The organism is Nocardioides sp. YIM B13467 (assembly GCF_042788075.1).
GTDB lineage: Bacteria > Actinomycetota > Actinomycetes > Propionibacteriales > Nocardioidaceae > Nocardioides.
The window spans coordinates 1,184,202-1,199,132 of sequence record NZ_JBHZPJ010000046.1; the positions used below are offsets into that span (position 1 = coordinate 1,184,202).

14 protein-coding genes are annotated in these 14,931 nt (G+C 72.8%); 9 read left to right on the plus strand and 5 right to left on the minus strand.

The window, feature by feature from the left end:
- The first annotated feature begins 35 nt into the window (after positions 1-35).
- From amiA to ACFX43_RS12975, 8 genes are all read left to right on the plus strand, one after another.
- Complete coding sequence (gene amiA, locus ACFX43_RS12940; RefSeq protein WP_241248494.1) at positions 36-134, plus strand: streptamidine family RiPP; 99 nt, start codon at positions 36-38, stop codon at positions 132-134.
- A 130-nt stretch (positions 135-264) separates the two neighbouring features.
- Positions 265-1,047 carry a hypothetical protein gene (locus ACFX43_RS12945; RefSeq protein WP_378821503.1) on the plus strand — a complete coding sequence of 261 codons (783 nt, stop codon included), beginning with the start codon at positions 265-267 and terminating at the stop codon, positions 1,045-1,047.
- Positions 1,044-2,027, plus strand: coding sequence for a CocE/NonD family hydrolase (locus ACFX43_RS12950; RefSeq protein ID WP_378821513.1), 984 nt, complete (start codon positions 1,044-1,046; stop codon positions 2,025-2,027). The genes ACFX43_RS12945 and ACFX43_RS12950 overlap by 4 nt, the downstream gene beginning before the upstream one ends.
- Positions 2,024-3,421: a YcaO-like family protein gene (locus tag ACFX43_RS12955; protein WP_378821518.1), complete on the plus strand. Its 1,398-nt coding sequence runs from the start codon at positions 2,024-2,026 to the stop codon at positions 3,419-3,421. Before ACFX43_RS12950 ends, ACFX43_RS12955 begins: the two co-directional genes overlap by 4 nt.
- A gap of 14 nt (positions 3,422-3,435) precedes the next feature.
- Positions 3,436-4,428, plus strand: coding sequence for a hypothetical protein (locus ACFX43_RS12960; protein ID WP_378821521.1), 993 nt, complete (start codon positions 3,436-3,438; stop codon positions 4,426-4,428).
- The gene (locus ACFX43_RS12965) at positions 4,425-6,083 is read left to right on the plus strand and encodes an ABC transporter ATP-binding protein/permease (RefSeq protein WP_378821523.1); all 1,659 of its coding nucleotides are present in this window, start codon (positions 4,425-4,427) and stop codon (positions 6,081-6,083) included. Before ACFX43_RS12960 ends, ACFX43_RS12965 begins: the two co-directional genes overlap by 4 nt.
- Positions 6,080-7,741, plus strand: a complete 1,662-nt coding sequence (locus ACFX43_RS12970; RefSeq protein ID WP_378821525.1) for an ATP-binding cassette domain-containing protein — start codon at positions 6,080-6,082, stop codon at positions 7,739-7,741. Before ACFX43_RS12965 ends, ACFX43_RS12970 begins: the two co-directional genes overlap by 4 nt.
- 99 nt (positions 7,742-7,840) lie before the next feature.
- The gene (locus ACFX43_RS12975) at positions 7,841-8,134 is read left to right on the plus strand and encodes an HU family DNA-binding protein (protein ID WP_378840858.1); all 294 of its coding nucleotides are present in this window, start codon (positions 7,841-7,843) and stop codon (positions 8,132-8,134) included.
- An 81-nt stretch (positions 8,135-8,215) separates the two neighbouring features.
- On the opposite strand, the gene ACFX43_RS12980 is transcribed toward ACFX43_RS12975, so the two are convergent.
- From ACFX43_RS12980 to ACFX43_RS13000, 5 genes are read right to left on the minus strand one after another with little or no spacing between them, the layout of a single operon-like run.
- The gene (locus ACFX43_RS12980; protein ID WP_378821532.1) at positions 8,216-9,607 is read right to left on the minus strand and encodes an ABC transporter ATP-binding protein; all 1,392 of its coding nucleotides are present in this window, start codon (positions 9,605-9,607) and stop codon (positions 8,216-8,218) included.
- Entirely contained in the window at positions 9,604-10,431 is an 828-nt protein-coding gene (locus tag ACFX43_RS12985) for an ABC transporter permease (RefSeq protein ID WP_378821536.1), read from the minus strand. The genes ACFX43_RS12980 and ACFX43_RS12985 overlap by 4 nt, the downstream gene beginning before the upstream one ends.
- Positions 10,428-11,387, minus strand: coding sequence for an ABC transporter permease (locus tag ACFX43_RS12990; RefSeq protein ID WP_378821546.1), 960 nt, complete (start codon positions 11,385-11,387; stop codon positions 10,428-10,430). The genes ACFX43_RS12985 and ACFX43_RS12990 overlap by 4 nt, the downstream gene beginning before the upstream one ends.
- Complete coding sequence (locus ACFX43_RS12995) at positions 11,384-12,925, minus strand: ABC transporter substrate-binding protein (protein ID WP_378821555.1); 1,542 nt, start codon at positions 12,923-12,925, stop codon at positions 11,384-11,386. The genes ACFX43_RS12990 and ACFX43_RS12995 overlap by 4 nt, the downstream gene beginning before the upstream one ends.
- Before the next feature lie 16 nt (positions 12,926-12,941).
- Positions 12,942-13,580 carry a class I SAM-dependent methyltransferase gene (locus ACFX43_RS13000; RefSeq protein WP_378821558.1) on the minus strand — a complete coding sequence of 213 codons (639 nt, stop codon included), beginning with the start codon at positions 13,578-13,580 and terminating at the stop codon, positions 12,942-12,944.
- Positions 13,581-13,714: 134 nt separating this feature from the next.
- Here ACFX43_RS13000 and ACFX43_RS13005 point away from each other — a divergent pair, with 134 nt between their 5' ends.
- On the plus strand, positions 13,715-14,872 hold the full coding sequence (locus ACFX43_RS13005) for a glycosyltransferase family 4 protein (protein WP_355018316.1): 1,158 nt from the start codon (positions 13,715-13,717) through the stop codon (positions 14,870-14,872).
- Positions 14,873-14,931 lie beyond the last annotated feature (59 nt).

Consider the following 14,931-nt stretch of genomic DNA (forward strand, 5'->3'; position numbering starts at 1 on the left):
CGCCGGGCCGAACGATCCGACAGAGGAGACAGCCGATGAACAACGACATCGTGAGCGAGATCGAGGACACCGAGCAGCTGGCGCACCTTTCCGCCACCCACTCCAACGCGCTGGTCGAGAACCCCTTCGACTGATCGCCGACGGGTGAGCACTCAGTGCCGTTCGGGCGACCTGGCCACCGTCTGATCGCGGGGGTGCCGGACTGACGAGCCCGGCACCCCCGGCCCTGTCCGAACCATGACCACCGAGCAGCCAGGAGACCCGATGTACCCCAGACACGACTGGCGCCCACTCCCCGCCGCCCGCGGCGAGGTGCGCCTCTCGACCGACATGCCGGCGCTGCGTACCGGGTCGGGCGACTTCCTCAGGCTGCACGACCTGCCCGGCCCCGGCCGGCTGTCGACCTACCGCTACCTGCTCCGGGTACGCCGCGCCGCGCTGGAACGCGACCAGCGAGCCCTGGCCTCACGATGGCCCGAGGGCCGGCGCAGCGTCCTGGTCCTCGGCCGTGGCCGGCTCAGCCGCGCACTCGCCGCCGAGCTCGCGCGCTCAGGCGCCGAGGTCATCCGCGACGACGGGGCCCGGACGCCTCCGCGCATCGATGCGGTGGTGGACGTACGCGAGGTTCCGCAGCGGCCGGACGCCGAGCTCGAGGAGCGTCTCGAGCACCTCAACGCTGACGGATCGGTCCTGCTGCGCGGTCGACGCGAGGGCGGCCGGATGCTGATCTTCCCCCTCGTCGTCGACGGCAGCGAAGCGACCCCCGACCAGGTCAGCCGCCGTCGGCTGGCCGCGTCCCCCGCCGCCCCCGAGCTCTCCTCGTGGCTCGCGAGCGGCCACCGCGACCCACGGCCGCTGCGCCGCGCGACGCTGACCCTCACGGTCGCTCGCTGCCTGGCCATCCTGGAGGACTGGGCCGCCGACGATCCCACGCTCGCCGAGCACCGGCGTCTGCTGCGCGTCGTCGGTGACGGCCTGCGCGAACGCACCCACACGGTCCTCGGCTTCGACGAACCGGCATCGCGGCCGCAGGAATCCGCGCAGTGACCGATCCGGAGGCCAGTCCCTTCCCGGTCAGCACCCGCGACGGAGTCGTCCTCGGCGGCTGGCTCGTCCGCTCGGTCGGCACCGCACGTGCCGTCGTGCTCGTGCGAACCCCGTACGACGCCCGGGCGCACCTGCCGCTGGCCAGGTCGCTGGCGCGTCACGGCTTCGACTGCCTGGTCCAGGACGTACGCGGCCGCTACTCCTCCGCGGGCACCTGGCGGCCCTACGCCGCCGAGGCCCTCGACGGAACCGACACCGTCGATGCTCTGTACCAGCGCTGCCCCCGGACACCGGTGGTGGCCTACGGCGCCTCCTATGCCGCCCACACCGCCCTCGAGACCGCTCGGACGGACGCGCGGGTGACCCGCGTGGTCGCCGTGGTGCCGGCCCTCGGGGCGTACGAGACCGCCTACTCGGCCGACGGGATCTCGCAGCACCTGGATCGGCTCGGCTGGTGGGCGATCCACGGGTTCGCGCGCGAGGACGAGGCGGCGTTGGACCCGTCTGTCCTGCGGGCCGCGGCCGCGGTCGCCGACCGCGAGGGACCGATGGCAGCCGCGGCTCGTCTCGGCTGGGACCCGGCACGTCTCGACGCGTTCCGCGAGCTGTGGACCACCCCGGCACTCGATCTGCCCGACCACTTCGGCGACGTCACCGCGCCGCTGCTGGTCGTCACCGGCGACGCCGACCCGTTCGACGCGTACGCCCGCCGGCTGGCTGTCGGGTGGGGTGCCCGCAGCGGGGTCGGCAGCGCCCTGGTCAGCGGTCCCTGGGGCCACGACCTCGGCATCGACACCCCAGACCCCGCGCTGCGGGCGGCGTACGACGCTGCCGGCTCCCCCGGCCGCACGATCCTGCGCTGGCTCACCCACGACGAGCCCGCTCCCGGGCGAGAGCTCCGGCTCGATGTCGCCTCCCGGACCTGGTCCGCGCGGCGGCTTGCCACGACCGTGCCGGCAACCGAGAGAGGACACGCATGACCAGGTCAGCGATGCCACCGCTGGACGTCGAGCGTCTGGTGGACAAGGAGACCGGACTGATCCGGCGGGTGCGCGAGGTGCTGCGCCCCGAACGGGCGCCGTTGCGCTACACCTCGCTGACCGCCGAGGTCTCCGATGCGCGCTGGCTCGGCGACTGGCCGGCCGACCGGGTATCGCTCGGCACCACCTTCGGCGATGTCGCGGGTGCCCGGATCGCCGCGATCGCGGAGGGGGTGGAGCGCTACTGCGGCAACTTCATCCCCGACCGGCCCGACCCCGCCGACTACCGGACCGGGACCGCCGCCGAGCTGCGGGACCAGGGCCTTCGAGTCATCGACCTCGACGACCTCCCCCGCTGGAGCTCGGCGCAGCTGGCCCGGCCCGACTTCCCCTACCGCGCGCTCGACGACGAGCTGCCGACGCTGTGGAGCCGTTGCCAGGAACAGCCGGCCGACGGACGGACCGATCCGGCGACCGACGTCTGGATGCCGCACGCCCTCATCGGGCTCAACTGGCGCCAGCGGCGGTTCGCTCACCTGGACCGCGTCTTCCACCTCAACTACGCCGGCATCGCCACGGGCCAGGGCACCGCCGACGCCCACGACCGTGGTCTTCTCGAGGTCGTCGAGCGCGACGCCCTCGAGGTGTGGTGGCACCACGGCGGACCGGCCCAGGGGATCGACACCGGCTCGGTTCCGGGGCTCAGCGCCGACCTGGAGGGCGCACCGCTCGACGTGCACGTCGTCCGGATGCCCACCGAGCTCGCCCCGGCGATGGCCGCGCTCGTCCGCGACCGGGAGACGGGTGTCTACGCCGCCGGCTTCTCGGCATCCACCGACCCGGTCCGCGCCGTCCGCAAGGCGGTGCTCGAGGCGGTCCACACCTGGATCTACACGCTCGGCTGCCGTGACGCCGACGGCTGGGTCTTCCAGGCCGTACGTGCCGGGCTGATGGCTCCCGGCCTCTACCTCGACCACCGCGAGGACCGCCGCTACCTGGACTCGGCAGGGCCGGACTTCACCCGGGTCCGCGACCTCGGCGCCCACGTCCAGGTCTGGCTCGATCCCCGGGTGCACCGGCTCGCCGACCGGTTCACGGCGCCGGCCCTGGGCATCGTCCCGGTCTCCGAGGTGCCGGCCACCGACGTCGCCGAGGTGCGCCGTCGCCTGCACGAGGGCGGTCATCGGGTGATCACCCGGGACCTCACGACACGGGATGTGGCACAGACGCCGCTGCGGGTCGTACGAACCTTCGTCACCGGCCTGGTGCCCAACGCCCCGGCCGCGTTCCGCTACCTCGGGATGCCGCGCTTCGCCGAGGCCGCACTGCGCCGCGGCTGGGACCCGGTCGATCTCCACGAACCGCTGGCCCTGTGCCCGCCGCCTCACATGTGATCCGGAGACGCGACATGACCTCGAGCGCCGCGCTCCTCGAGACCGCCTTCTCGCCCGACCTCCCGGGCGATCCGCTGCCTCCGGGGCCCCGCGAGAACCGCTGGCCCGGCGAGCCCGTCGAGGTCAGCGGCACACCGGCGACGGCGATCCACCGGCTGTGGCGGGCACGCGGTCACCATCCGCGCCCCGACGGGACCCCGACGACGGTCCCGCGCCGGGCGGTCCCCTCGGCAGGTGGCGCCTACCCCGTGCAGTGGCACCTGGTGGTGCCTCCTGGCCACGGGCGGCCGCTCAGCGACGGCCGCTATGTCTACCACCCGTCGGCCGAGACGCTCGTCCGTCGCTCCGAGCCCCGACCGGGACGGTCCGCACCCGGCCATGTCGAGATCGTCCTCACGGTCCAGCCGGGACGAACTTTCGGCCGCTACCGCCACCGGGCATGGCCGCTGTGGGTCGCCGATGCGGCGTACGCGCTGGAGGCACTGCTCCTCCTGGTCCCGGACGCCTACCTGCCCGAGGACTGGTCCGACCTCGCCGCGGCCCGCCGCGCCCTCGGCCTGCCCCGAGCGGCGCAGGCCGCATGGTGGCTCGAGCGCGGCCTCGTGCCCGAGATCGCGCTCGCCCGGATCCGGCTGCCCCGCGACCCGCACCTCGACGAGGTCGCCTCCGCCGCGCTCTGCTCGCGACGCAGCCCTGGGCTGGATCGCTTCCACGAGCGCCGCGACCAGATCCCCGGCATCCCACCCGGCACCCAGGCCGCGCGGCAGAGCGGCCAGTCCTGGGTGCTCGGCGCCGACCGGGTCATCGGCTGGCCGCGACCGCTACGGCTCGACGCCACCGGCTACGCCCGGCTGTGGCAGATCCATCGCCAGGCCGCCCGCCACACCTACTCACTGACCGCCCGGGGCCATGGCGTCCGCGCCGTCTCCGGGTTCTGCACACGCCCGATGGAGACCCGCCCGCTGGTCCACGCCATCGCCATCCTCGAGAACGGAGCCACCGCATGATGGTGGACAAGCTGCTTCTGCGCACCGCGCTGCGACATCCGGCCCCGGCCGCGGCCACCGTCGGCCTGCAGGTCCTCGTGACCGCGTCCTACCTCCCGCAGGCCTATGCCCTGGCCCAGGGGCTCTTCGCGGTGGTCGATCACGACGACGACCGGGCGGTCGCGGCAGCGCTGTGGATCGCCGGGATCGTGGCGGTGCGCTGGCTGCTGTCCTGGGTGCAGGCGACCACCGCGGCACGGCTGGGTGAGGACGTACGCCTCGGGGTGCGGGACGAGGCGCTGCGAGGCGTCCTGGTCCCTGAGGCCCTGCACGACCCCGGCCGGCGAGACGGGGGCCTGAGGACGGCGCTCGTCGACGGGGTCGACGGGGTCGACGCCTACGTCACCCGCTATCTGCCGGCGCTCGCCCAAGCCCTCGTGCTGATCCCGGTCGTGACGGTCCTGCTGGTGCTCGTCCACCCGCTCTCCGGGCTCGCCGCCGGGTTGGCCGCGGTCGGTGCCCTGACCGCTCCGCTGCTGTGGAAGCAACTCATGCGACGACGCTCGGACGACCACTGGGACACCTACGAGGCCCTCGGCTCCGACCTGCTCGAGGCCCTGCGCGGGATGGCGACCCTGCGCCTGCTCGGGCGGGTCGCGGAGACCCGTGCCCGGATGGCCCGCCGGAGCGAGGAGCTGCACCGCGCGACGGTGAGGGTGATGCGTACTTCGCTGCTCGACACCGCGCTCATCGACCTCGCGGTCCAGGGCGGCACGGTCGCCGCCGCCGGCCTCGCGCTGGTCGCGAGCGTGAGCGGGACGGGGGTGCCGCCGGCCGAGCTCTACCTGGCGCTGATGCTGGTGAGCGAGGTCTTCCGGCCGATCCGGGACCTCTCCGGCGCCTGGCACGCGGGCTACCTCGGGACCTCCGCCGTCCCGGCGCTCCGCGGGCTCGGCGTCGGCGGGCACCACGACGCCCCGGAAGTCGGCCCTCCCGAGGTGGACCGGACCGTGTCGCCCACGGCGGCGCTCGTCCTCGACGACGTCTCGTTCGCCTACCCCGACGGACCGGCCATCCTCGACGGCGCCCGGGAGCGCTTCGAGCCCGGCACCGTCACCGCCGTAGTCGGCCCGAGCGGCGCCGGGAAGACCACCCTCCTCGACCTGGTCCTCACCCACCTCTCCCCCACCGGCGGCCGGGTTCTGCTGGACGGCCGCCCGGTGCGTACCTCCGACGTGGCGGTGGTCTCGCAGCGGCCCGTGCTCTTCGAGGGAACGGTCCGCGAGAACCTCCGGGTCGCCCACCCCGACGCCAGCGAGAACGACCTGTGGGAGGCGTGCGCGGCGGCCGGCATCGAGCAGGAGGTACGCAGCCTCCCCACCGGTCTCGACACCCCGATCGCCAGCGCCGGAGCGAGCCTGTCGGGCGGTCAGCGCCAGCGGATCGCGCTGGCCCGGGCGGTCCTCTCGGACCGCCCCGTCCTCCTCGCCGACGAGCCGACCAGCGCCCTCGACCCGGCCTCGGCACGCACCGTGACCGCCACGCTCGCACGGCTCTCCGCCGACCGCATCGTCATCGTCGTCGCCCACCGCGAGGAGTCGCTCGACGGGGTCGAGCGCGTCCTCGAGCTCACCCACGGCCAACTGACACCGCTGCTCGACGGGAGCCACGTATGACCGCACCAGCCCCCGCCCGGCCGCTCACCGGGCTGCTCCGTCATCTCGGCGGCGAGCGCCGTGCCATCGTCGCCACCATCGTGCTGGTGGTCGTCAGCCAGGTGTGCCTGGGCGCGATCTCGGTGCTGCTCGCCGCCGCCGTCGGGCGCGCCGTCGTTCTCCGCGACGCCCCGCCGGGCTGGTTCTGGGCCCTGCTGGCCGGCCTGGTGATCCTCCGAGCGCTACTGACCTGGGGCGAGATGGATGCCTCCCACGCGCTCGCGTTCCGGGTGCTCGCCCGGCTCCGGATGGCGCTCTTCGACCGCTACGCGGTCGCGTTGCCGACCCGGCGTCGCGAGAACGTCGGCCGTGCCGCCTCGACCGCGATGGCCGACACAGAGCGCCTGGAGTTCTTCTACGCCCACACCGTGGCTCAGCTCGTCGCGGCGGCGGTCAACGCGCTTCTCGGCCTGGTCCTCCTCACCGTCGTGGAGCCCATGCTCGCGCTGGTCACCCTCGCGGCGCTCGCGCTCGTACTCGCGACGGTCCCGCTCGGCCGGCGCCGCCTGGAGACTCTCGGACACGAGGTCGTCGAGGCGACCGGTGCCCTCTCCGACCGTGTCGTCGACGTGCTCGGCGGCCTCCGCGAGGTGCTGGGCTACGGCATCCACGAACCGGTCCGTCGTCAGATCAGGGATACCGGCGCCGAGGCCGCCCGGGCCGCGGGCCGGCTCGAGACCACCCATCGCGTGCTCGCCGGAGCACGCGAGGCGGCGGTGACTCTCGCCGGCGTGGGCGTGCTGGTCAGTGTCCTCGGCCGTGACGTCGCCGCCGAGCAGGTCGCCGCCCTGGTCGTCCTCGCGCTCGCGACGGTCGCCCCGGTGGCCGACGCCGCGGCGACCTGCGCCCGCCTGCCCGCGCTGCGCGCGGCCGCCGCCCGGGTCGGCACCGAGCTCGCCCGCCCGTCCGTGCTCACCCTCGACACCCCCCAGGCGCCCCTACCCGAGGGGCCGCTCGGCCTCAGGATGAGCGAGGTGGGCTTCGGCTACGACGACCGGCGGGTCCTGGACGGGTTCGGCATCACCATCGCGCCCGGGGAGCACGTCGGGCTCCGCGGCCCCTCAGGAGCGGGCAAGTCCACCGTCGTGGCGCTGGCCAGCCGCCTCTGGGACCCCGACACCGGCGCCGTCGAACTCACCGACTCGGCCGACGGCCACGTACCGATCTCGGCTGTCGACGACGCCGCCCTCCGGGCCGCGCTGTCCACGGTCGAGCAGGACGGCGCGCTCTTCTCCGGCACCGTACGCGAGGCGATCGCCGGCCCCTCGACGACCGACGCCGAGATCGAGGACCTGCTGACCCGGCTCGGCCTCACCGACACGGTCACCGCGGAGAGCCACATCGGCGAGGCCGGCCTCCGCCTCAGCGGTGGACAACGGGCTCGACTGCGGCTGGCACGCGCCGTCCTGCATCGTCCGCGGATCCTGGTGCTGGACGAGCCCACCGCCGACCTCGACGAGGCCTCCGCGCGTCAGGTCACCGACCTGCTCGGCACCCTTCCGGCCACGATGCTGGTCGTCTCCCACCGGCCGCAGACCCTCGCCGGGATGGACCGGGTCGTCGACATCACCTCGCGCGAGGCCTCCGAAGACTCCCCCAAAGGCCCGCAAAGCCCGTAACCACGCGGGACACGCGGCGCGTGAACGTTGAAGATCCCCAGGTCTGGCCTACGCTGGCGACGAGCCGCATCTCGTCAACCTTTGCGGCTCGGATCAACGATTAAAGGAGATCGCATGAACCGCACCGACCTGGTGAGCGAAATCGCCAAGCAGGCCGAGATCACCCAGACGCAGGCCTCCGCCGCCCTGGGTGCCGCCATCGAGGCGATCAGCGCGGCCGTTGCCAACGGCGACAAGGTCACGCTGCCTGGCTTCGGTACGTTCGAGTCGCGCGAGCGCTCGGCTCGCACCGGCCGCAACCCGCAGACCGGCGCCGAGATCAAGATCCCGGCCTCGAAGGGCCCGGCGTTCAAGGCCGGCTCCGCGTTCAAGGAGCGGGTCGCCAAGGGCTGAGTCCCTGGACACCTAAGAAAGGCCGGGTCGTCATGACCCGGCCTTTCCTTCATTTGATGCCTGTTCTCAGAGGACTGTTCCTCAGAGCGCGATCTCCCGGTCGGCGACGGCAGCCGACAGGTCGGTGTCGTGGGTGACCAGCAGCAGCGCGGCCCCGCTCTCGTCGATCTCGCTCATCAGCGCGTCGACGGTCTGCTCCTGGGTGACCAGGTCGAGCCGCGAGGTGGCCTCGTCGGCGAAGACGAGCGCAGGACGAGGCAGCATCGCCCGCACGACCGCGATCCGCTGCAGCTCACCACCGGAGACCTGCCCCGGTCGGCGGCGCAGGATCTCGTAGGGCAGGCCGAGCCGCTCCAGCGACGCACGCACCTCCGCCACGCCCACACCGTGGCGCCGCATCACGTCGCCGAGCGCCTTCTCCAGGCTCACCTGCTGCGGGAAGGAGAGAGCCGGGTCCTGGTAGAGCTTCTGCAGCCTTCCCCGGACCACGCCGTCTCCGTACGTCACCGACCCCGCGTCGAGCCGGGTCAGACCGAGCAGCGCGTTGCCGAGCGTCGTCTTGCCCGCGCCGCTGGGCCCGGTGATCGCGACCCGCTCGCCAGCCCTGATCTCGAGGTCGAGGCCCTCGAAGACCGGCCCGTGGGCGTACGCCTTCGCGAGACCGGAGGCGCCGACCAGGAGCTCGCTCCCGCCAGGCGCCTGTGAACGCATCCAGCGGTGGTCCCAGCGTGAGGGCTCGGCTGCCAGCAGGCGTCGGGTGTAGTCGCCGGTGGGCGTGGCCAGCACCTCCTCGGCCGGCCCGGACTCGACCACGGCTGCCTCGCGCATCACCATCACCTCTCCCCCGAGCCGGCGGGCCAGGCGCAGATCGTGGGTGATGGTGAGCAGCAGGCCACCCTCGTCGAGGTGGCTGAGCAGCAGGTCGGCGAGCTGGTCGACCGACGCCCTGTCGAGGCCCTTGGACGGCTCGTCGAGGATCAGCAGCCTGGCCCCGCCGATGGTCGCCGCGGCGTACGCGACCCGCTGGGCCATGCCGCCCGAGAGAGTGTGCGGGTAGGCCCTGCCCGAGTCGGCCAGCCCGACCTGGCCCAGCCGGTGATCGGCGGCCCGGGCCGCGGAGGCGCTGCGTGGCGACCAGCCCGGTGCGCCCTCGGCGACCTGGGCGCGCACCCGCATGGTCGGGTCGAGCGCGAGCGCGGGCTCCTGCGGAAGCAGGGCGACCTCACGGCCCCACAGCTTCCGCCGGCCACCCCGGTCGGCCAGGTCGAACGACTCGTCCCCGACCGTCAGCGACCCGACGGCAGCCAGCTCGGCCGGCAGCGTACCCATGAGCGCGTGGGCGAGCACCGACTTGCCCGAGCCACTCTCGCCGACGATCGAGAGCGCACGCCCGGCCTCGATCCGCACCTCGGGTACGTCGGCGAGGACGAGCGGTCCGCTGCGTACGACCACTCCGGTGGCTTTCAGGTTCATCGCCCCTCCTCCGGGGATCGCAGTCCGAGCAGGCAGACGGTGAGCAGGAACAGGACCCCGACCGGGGCCAGCGGCATCCACGGCGCCGCGTCGTAGAACGGAAACGACTCGGTGATCATCAGGCCGAGCTCCGCGCGTGGCGGCTGGAGGCCGACCTTGACGAAGCCGAGCGTCGACATCGCCAGGATCGAGGTGACCATGCCGAGCGAGGCCAGCGTCACGAGCAGCGGACGCAGTGCCGGCCACAGATGGCGACGGACGACATGGATCCAGCCGAGCTGGAGCAGGCCGGCCGCCTCCACGGCGGGTGCGCCGAGCACCAGGGCGCTGCGTGCCCGCACCACCCGGAAGAACTCCACCCACTGCACCAGCGCGAGCCCCACATACAGCGCCACCATGCTCCCGGGCGCGGCGAGCGCCGAGACCAGCAGCACCACGAGCAACGCCGGCACCGCCACGAAGGCCTCCGAGACCGAGCGCAGCAGCGCGTCGACCCAGCCACCGAACCAGGCCGAGGCGACCCCGGCGACGCAGCCGAGCACCAGCGCGGTCGCCACGCACACCAGCGCGAGCAGCAGCGAGACCCGGGTGGCGTGCGCTACCCGGGAAGCGACGCTACGCCCGTAGTCGTCGGTCCCGAGCGGGTCCGACAGCGACGGCGGCTGCAGGTAGCGAGCCAGGTCCTGACTCGCGGGATCGGGCAGCACCAGCGGCCCGACCAGCGCGAACGCGGCGATCAGGACCAGCCCACCGACAGCGGCGATCCGAGTCCACGACCGCTGAGGCCGGGACCCGAGCGTCTGTTCCAGCATCAGCATGCTCATGCGGCCACCGCCCGTCCCCGCGGCCGCGGGTCGAGCCAGGCGACGGCCAGGTCGACCAGCGTGTTGACCAGCACGATCAGCAGCGCCAGCACCAGCGCGGACGCCTGCAGCACCGGGATGTCACGCCAGAACACGGCGTGGACCAGCGAGTGGCCCAGCCCGTCCCAGGCGAAGAGGCTCTCCACGACGACGACTCCTTCGATCAGCACGACGAACTGCACCCCGAGGTACGGCACCAGCACGACCGCGGCATTCCGCACCACGTGTCTGACCAGCACCCACCTCTCGGCCAGCCCCTTGGTCTGGGCGAACTCCACGTACGCCGAGCCGCGGACCTCCACGACGGCGTCCCTGGTCACCCGCGCGATGAGCCCGGACAGTCCGAGCCCCAACGTCAGCGCGGGCAGCACGATGCTCCCGCCGCCGTGCCCGACCGCTGGGAAGAGTCCCAGCTGCGCCGAGAGCACGATCATCAGCAGCAGTCCCAGCAGGAACGGTGGCACGGCACGTACGCCGGCGACCCACAGCGATGCGAACCGGTCGGCGATCCCGCCCGGCCGGCGCGCGGCCACGACCCCGATCCCGGCACCCAGGACGACCGCGATCACGATCGCGAGCCCGGCGAGCTGCAGTGTGCCCGCCAGGTAGAACCCGACCTCCTCGAGCACCGGCTGGGAGGTGACCAGCGACCGGCCCAGGTCCAGCTGGAGGAGGTCGAGCACCCACGCGCCGAGCTGCTGCCACAGCGGCTGGTCGAGTCCCAGCTCGTCGCGCACCTGGGCGGCCGCGGCCGCGTCGACCATGTCGTAGCCGTAGCGGCCCGCCGCGATCCGATAGGCGATGTCCCCCGGCAGCCGCTGGGTGATCACGAAGCACAGCGCCGATACGCCCACCGCCACCGTGAGAGCCTGCGCCGCCCGCCGGACGAGGACGCCCCCGACGACTCGCGTCCTCACGACGCCAGCTCGACGTCGGTGATCCGCCAGGTGGTCTCGAGGGAGTCCAGGACGAACCCGTCGACCCGGTCGCTGACCGCGGCGTTCATCCGGTACCACGCGACCGGGACCAGCGGCAGCTGTTCCTGAGCCGCCCGCACGATCGTCTCGCGGTGAGCGGCGCCCTCGGCACCTTCGGCTCCCGTCGTCAGCGCGGCCACGGCCTCCGCGACGGCGGGGTCGCTCCAGCCCATGGCGCCCCAGTCGGACCCACCCTCTCCGAAGGTGTCGGCGACCGTCGGCAGCGGGTCGGTGACCAGCGCGAAGAACTGGGCGACGAGCGCCATCTGAAGAGTGCCGTCGGCGTGCTTGGCCGGGATCTCGCTGGAGTTGGAGACCTCGACGTCTACCTGCACGCCGACCTTGGCGAGCTCGGCCTGGATGGCGGTTGCCAGCGCCGGCAGCTCGGGCCGGTCGGGGTAGGTCAGCAGCTCGAGCCGCAGCGGGTCGCCGTTCTTCGTGAGAGTGCCGTCGGCGCCGGCCTTCCAGCCCGCGTCGGCCAGCAGCGCCTTGGCACCCTCGGTGTCGTAGGTCAGCGGCTCGAGGTCGGCGTCCCAGTCCTTCAGGGTCGGCGGCATCAGCTGGGTCGCGGCGAGCTCCTTCTCCCTCAGCACCGCCTCGGCGATCGCCTCCCGGTCCAGCGCCAGGCTGATCGCCTGCCGGACGCGTACGTCCTTCAGCGCCGGGTCACCGGCGTTCATCTTCATGTGGATCGTGCGGGGCTGCAGGGTCGAGACCATGTCCACGCCGTCGGCCTTCTCGACCCGCTCGCGACCGGCCGGCTCGAGCCCGAAGACCACGTCGGCCTGGTCGCTGGTGGCCATGACCGCGCGGCTCTCGGCGCGGCCGACGGCCTGGAAGGAGACCTTCTCGACGTCGGGCTCCTCGCCACGCCAGTCGGCGACACGTACGGTCTCGATGCGGGAGGGCATCTGGATCGTCTCGATCCGGTAGGGCCCGGTGCCGATGACGTCCTCGACCTTCCCCTCCTCGTCGTAGGCCGAGGGGGCCAGGATCGCGGTGCTGTAGTGGCTGAGCACCGCAGGCAGGGAGACGTAGGAGTCTGCGAGCTCGATCACCACCGAGCCGCCCTCCGCGCGGATCGCCTCGACGCCGACATCGGCCAGCGGACTGGCAGCCTCGGCTTCGACCTTCTCGAGAACGGCGACGACGTTCTCGGCGGTCATCGGCTCGCCGTCGTGGAACTCGGCGTCCTCGACCAGGTCGAAGGTCCAGGTCCTGTTGTCGTCCTCGGCGGCCCACGACGTGGCCAGGCCGGGTGCGAGAGCACCGTCGATGTCGGCGGTCACCAGGGTCTCGGTGACCTGGAGCCGGGTGAAGAAGTAGCCGTCCGCGGACGACTCGAGGCTGTGCAGCTCGAAGGGTCCGGCGATGCGCAGCGTGTCGGTCGGGCTCTCGGATCGTGAGCCGCAAGCGGTCGCCGCGAGGACGACGGCCGCGAGGACCGCGACGCCGCGCAGGTGGGGGCGGATGTGCATGTTTGCTGCCTTCCAGTCAGGTGACGCCGAACCTTAAATGAGAATGATTCCCATCTGCAACTTTGCTGGCGGTCCAGCAGACAGACGTCGGCCCCGCAGCTNACCGGCCGCCGAGCAGGTGCCACGGGCTGGTCTCGTGGCCGCCCCAGGGCCCCCACCACAGCGTGTAGGAGCAGAAGACGACGCCGCCGGGCCTGGTGACGCGGAGCATCTCGTCGAGCATGGCTGTCGGTGTCGGGACGTGCTCGAGCACGTTGGAGGAGTAGCAGGCGTCGACCGAGTCGGTGCGGACCGGCAGCCGCATCCCGTCGCCCAGCATGCTGCCCTCGGCGACGATCCCGGCACCCTGCATCTCACCGGCGTCGGCGTCGAGCGCGAGGTAGGTCGCGCCGGCCTTCATGAAGGCGTCGCGGAAGTAGCCTGGGCCGCCGCCCACGTCGAGCAGGACGGTGCCCTGAAGAGTCTCACCGTCGGTGTGGTGCGCGAGCTGGCCGACCGAGTCTGCCGCCAGCGCGGTGTAGAAGCGCGCGGGATCGGTCTGCTCCACGCGGAAGTCGCTGAAGAGGCGTACGGAGCGCCGCAGCGTCGCCCGCCAGCCGCTGCCGACCGGGGCGTCGATCTGGTCCCCGCTCCGGGGGTCGAGGAGGTTCGGCACGGCGGGAACCCTAACCGAATTACCCCAACGGGTGTGCATTTGGTCACGAAGTGTCCTACTCTCCGGTAACTGCGTGACCCCTGGGGAGGGAGCGCTCAGTGCGGGGAAACTGCGAGTCAGGGGAGAACTGAGTTTTGCGCGCCAACGAGGGAGCGCAGCTGGAGGGTCGCCATGTGGCGGTCTTCAGCTGGCGCGATACAGACAACCCTGAAGCCGGTGGAGCCGAGCACTATCTCCACCAGATCACCGCCGGACTGGTGGGCGCGGGAGCACGGGTCACCGTGTTCACCGCCGCCTATCCAGGCGCGCGTGCCCGGGAGGAGCGCGACGGCATCCGCTACGTACGCCGCGGCGGCAAGCTCAGCATCTACCTGTGGGGCGTGCTGCTGCTGGCGCTGGGCCGGCTGGGCCCGATCGGCCGCGTCGACGCGGTCATCGACGTGCAGAACGGGCTGCCGTTCTTCTGCCCGCTCGGCACCAGGGCGCCGGTCACCGTGCTCGTCCACCACGTCCACCGCGAGCAGTGGCCGGTGGTCTATCCCGGCCTGTCCGGACGGATCGGCTGGTGGGTCGAGTCGTGGCTCGCGCCGCGGCTCTACCGCCACAAGCAGTACGTCGCGGTCTCCCGCGCCACCCGGGCCGAGCTGGCCACGCTCGGCGTCGACCCCGCCCGGGTCGCGGTCGTGCACAACGGCGCCGCGCCGGCGCTGAGCGACCGGCCGGCGAAGACCGAGCACCCCTCCATCTGTGTCGTCGGGCGGCTCGTGCCGCACAAGCGGGTCGAGCTCGCCGTCGACGCGGCGGTGGCGCTGCGGGCGTCCTACCCGGACCTGAGGCTGAGCATCGTGGGCGGCGGCTGGTGGGCCGACGAGCTGGCTGCGTACGTCTCCCGGGTCGGGGCCGGGGACTTCGTCGAGATGCTGGGGCATGTCGACGAGGAGACCAAGGAGTCGGTCTACGAGCGGTCCTGGCTGATGGCGCTGCCGTCGCTGAAGGAGGGCTGGGGTCTGGTCGTCACCGAGGCCGCCCAGCACGGCACCCCGACCGTCGCCTTCCGCGACGCGGGCGGGACGACCGAGTCGATCGACGACGGCGAGTCCGGGGTGCTGGTCGACGACCAGGCCGGCTTCGTGGCCGCGCTCGACCACCTGCTCGGCGACGAGATCCGCCGCAAGGAGCTGGCCGAGGGCGCCCGGTGGCACGCGCGCAAGCACACCTGGGAGCAGAGCCAGCTCAACTTCAACGCCGTGCTCGCCTCCGCGCTCCAGGGGCACGTGGTCAGCGCGGACTGAGGGCTCTGGACTGTCGTAGAGACTGTCGTAGAGATTGAGAAGAGGCCCGGCGGATCACC

Coding starts and splice junctions, on each gene's coding strand:
- ACFX43_RS12985 (WP_378821536.1), bottom strand. CDS start 10,431: ATGAGCATGCTGATGCTGGAACAGACGCTCGGGTCCCGGCCTCAGCGG.
- ACFX43_RS12980 (WP_378821532.1), bottom strand. CDS start 9,607: ATGAACCTGAAAGCCACCGGAGTGGTCGTACGCAGCGGACCGCTCGTC.
- ACFX43_RS12970 (WP_378821525.1), top strand. CDS start 6,080: ATGACCGCACCAGCCCCCGCCCGGCCGCTCACCGGGCTGCTCCGTCAT.
- ACFX43_RS12960 (WP_378821521.1), top strand. CDS start 3,436: ATGACCTCGAGCGCCGCGCTCCTCGAGACCGCCTTCTCGCCCGACCTC.
- ACFX43_RS12945 (WP_378821503.1), top strand. CDS start 265: ATGTACCCCAGACACGACTGGCGCCCACTCCCCGCCGCCCGCGGCGAG.
- amiA (WP_241248494.1), top strand. CDS start 36: ATGAACAACGACATCGTGAGCGAGATCGAGGACACCGAGCAGCTGGCG.
- ACFX43_RS12995 (WP_378821555.1), bottom strand. CDS start 12,925: ATGCACATCCGCCCCCACCTGCGCGGCGTCGCGGTCCTCGCGGCCGTC.
- ACFX43_RS12965 (WP_378821523.1), top strand. CDS start 4,425: ATGATGGTGGACAAGCTGCTTCTGCGCACCGCGCTGCGACATCCGGCC.
- ACFX43_RS12955 (WP_378821518.1), top strand. CDS start 2,024: ATGACCAGGTCAGCGATGCCACCGCTGGACGTCGAGCGTCTGGTGGAC.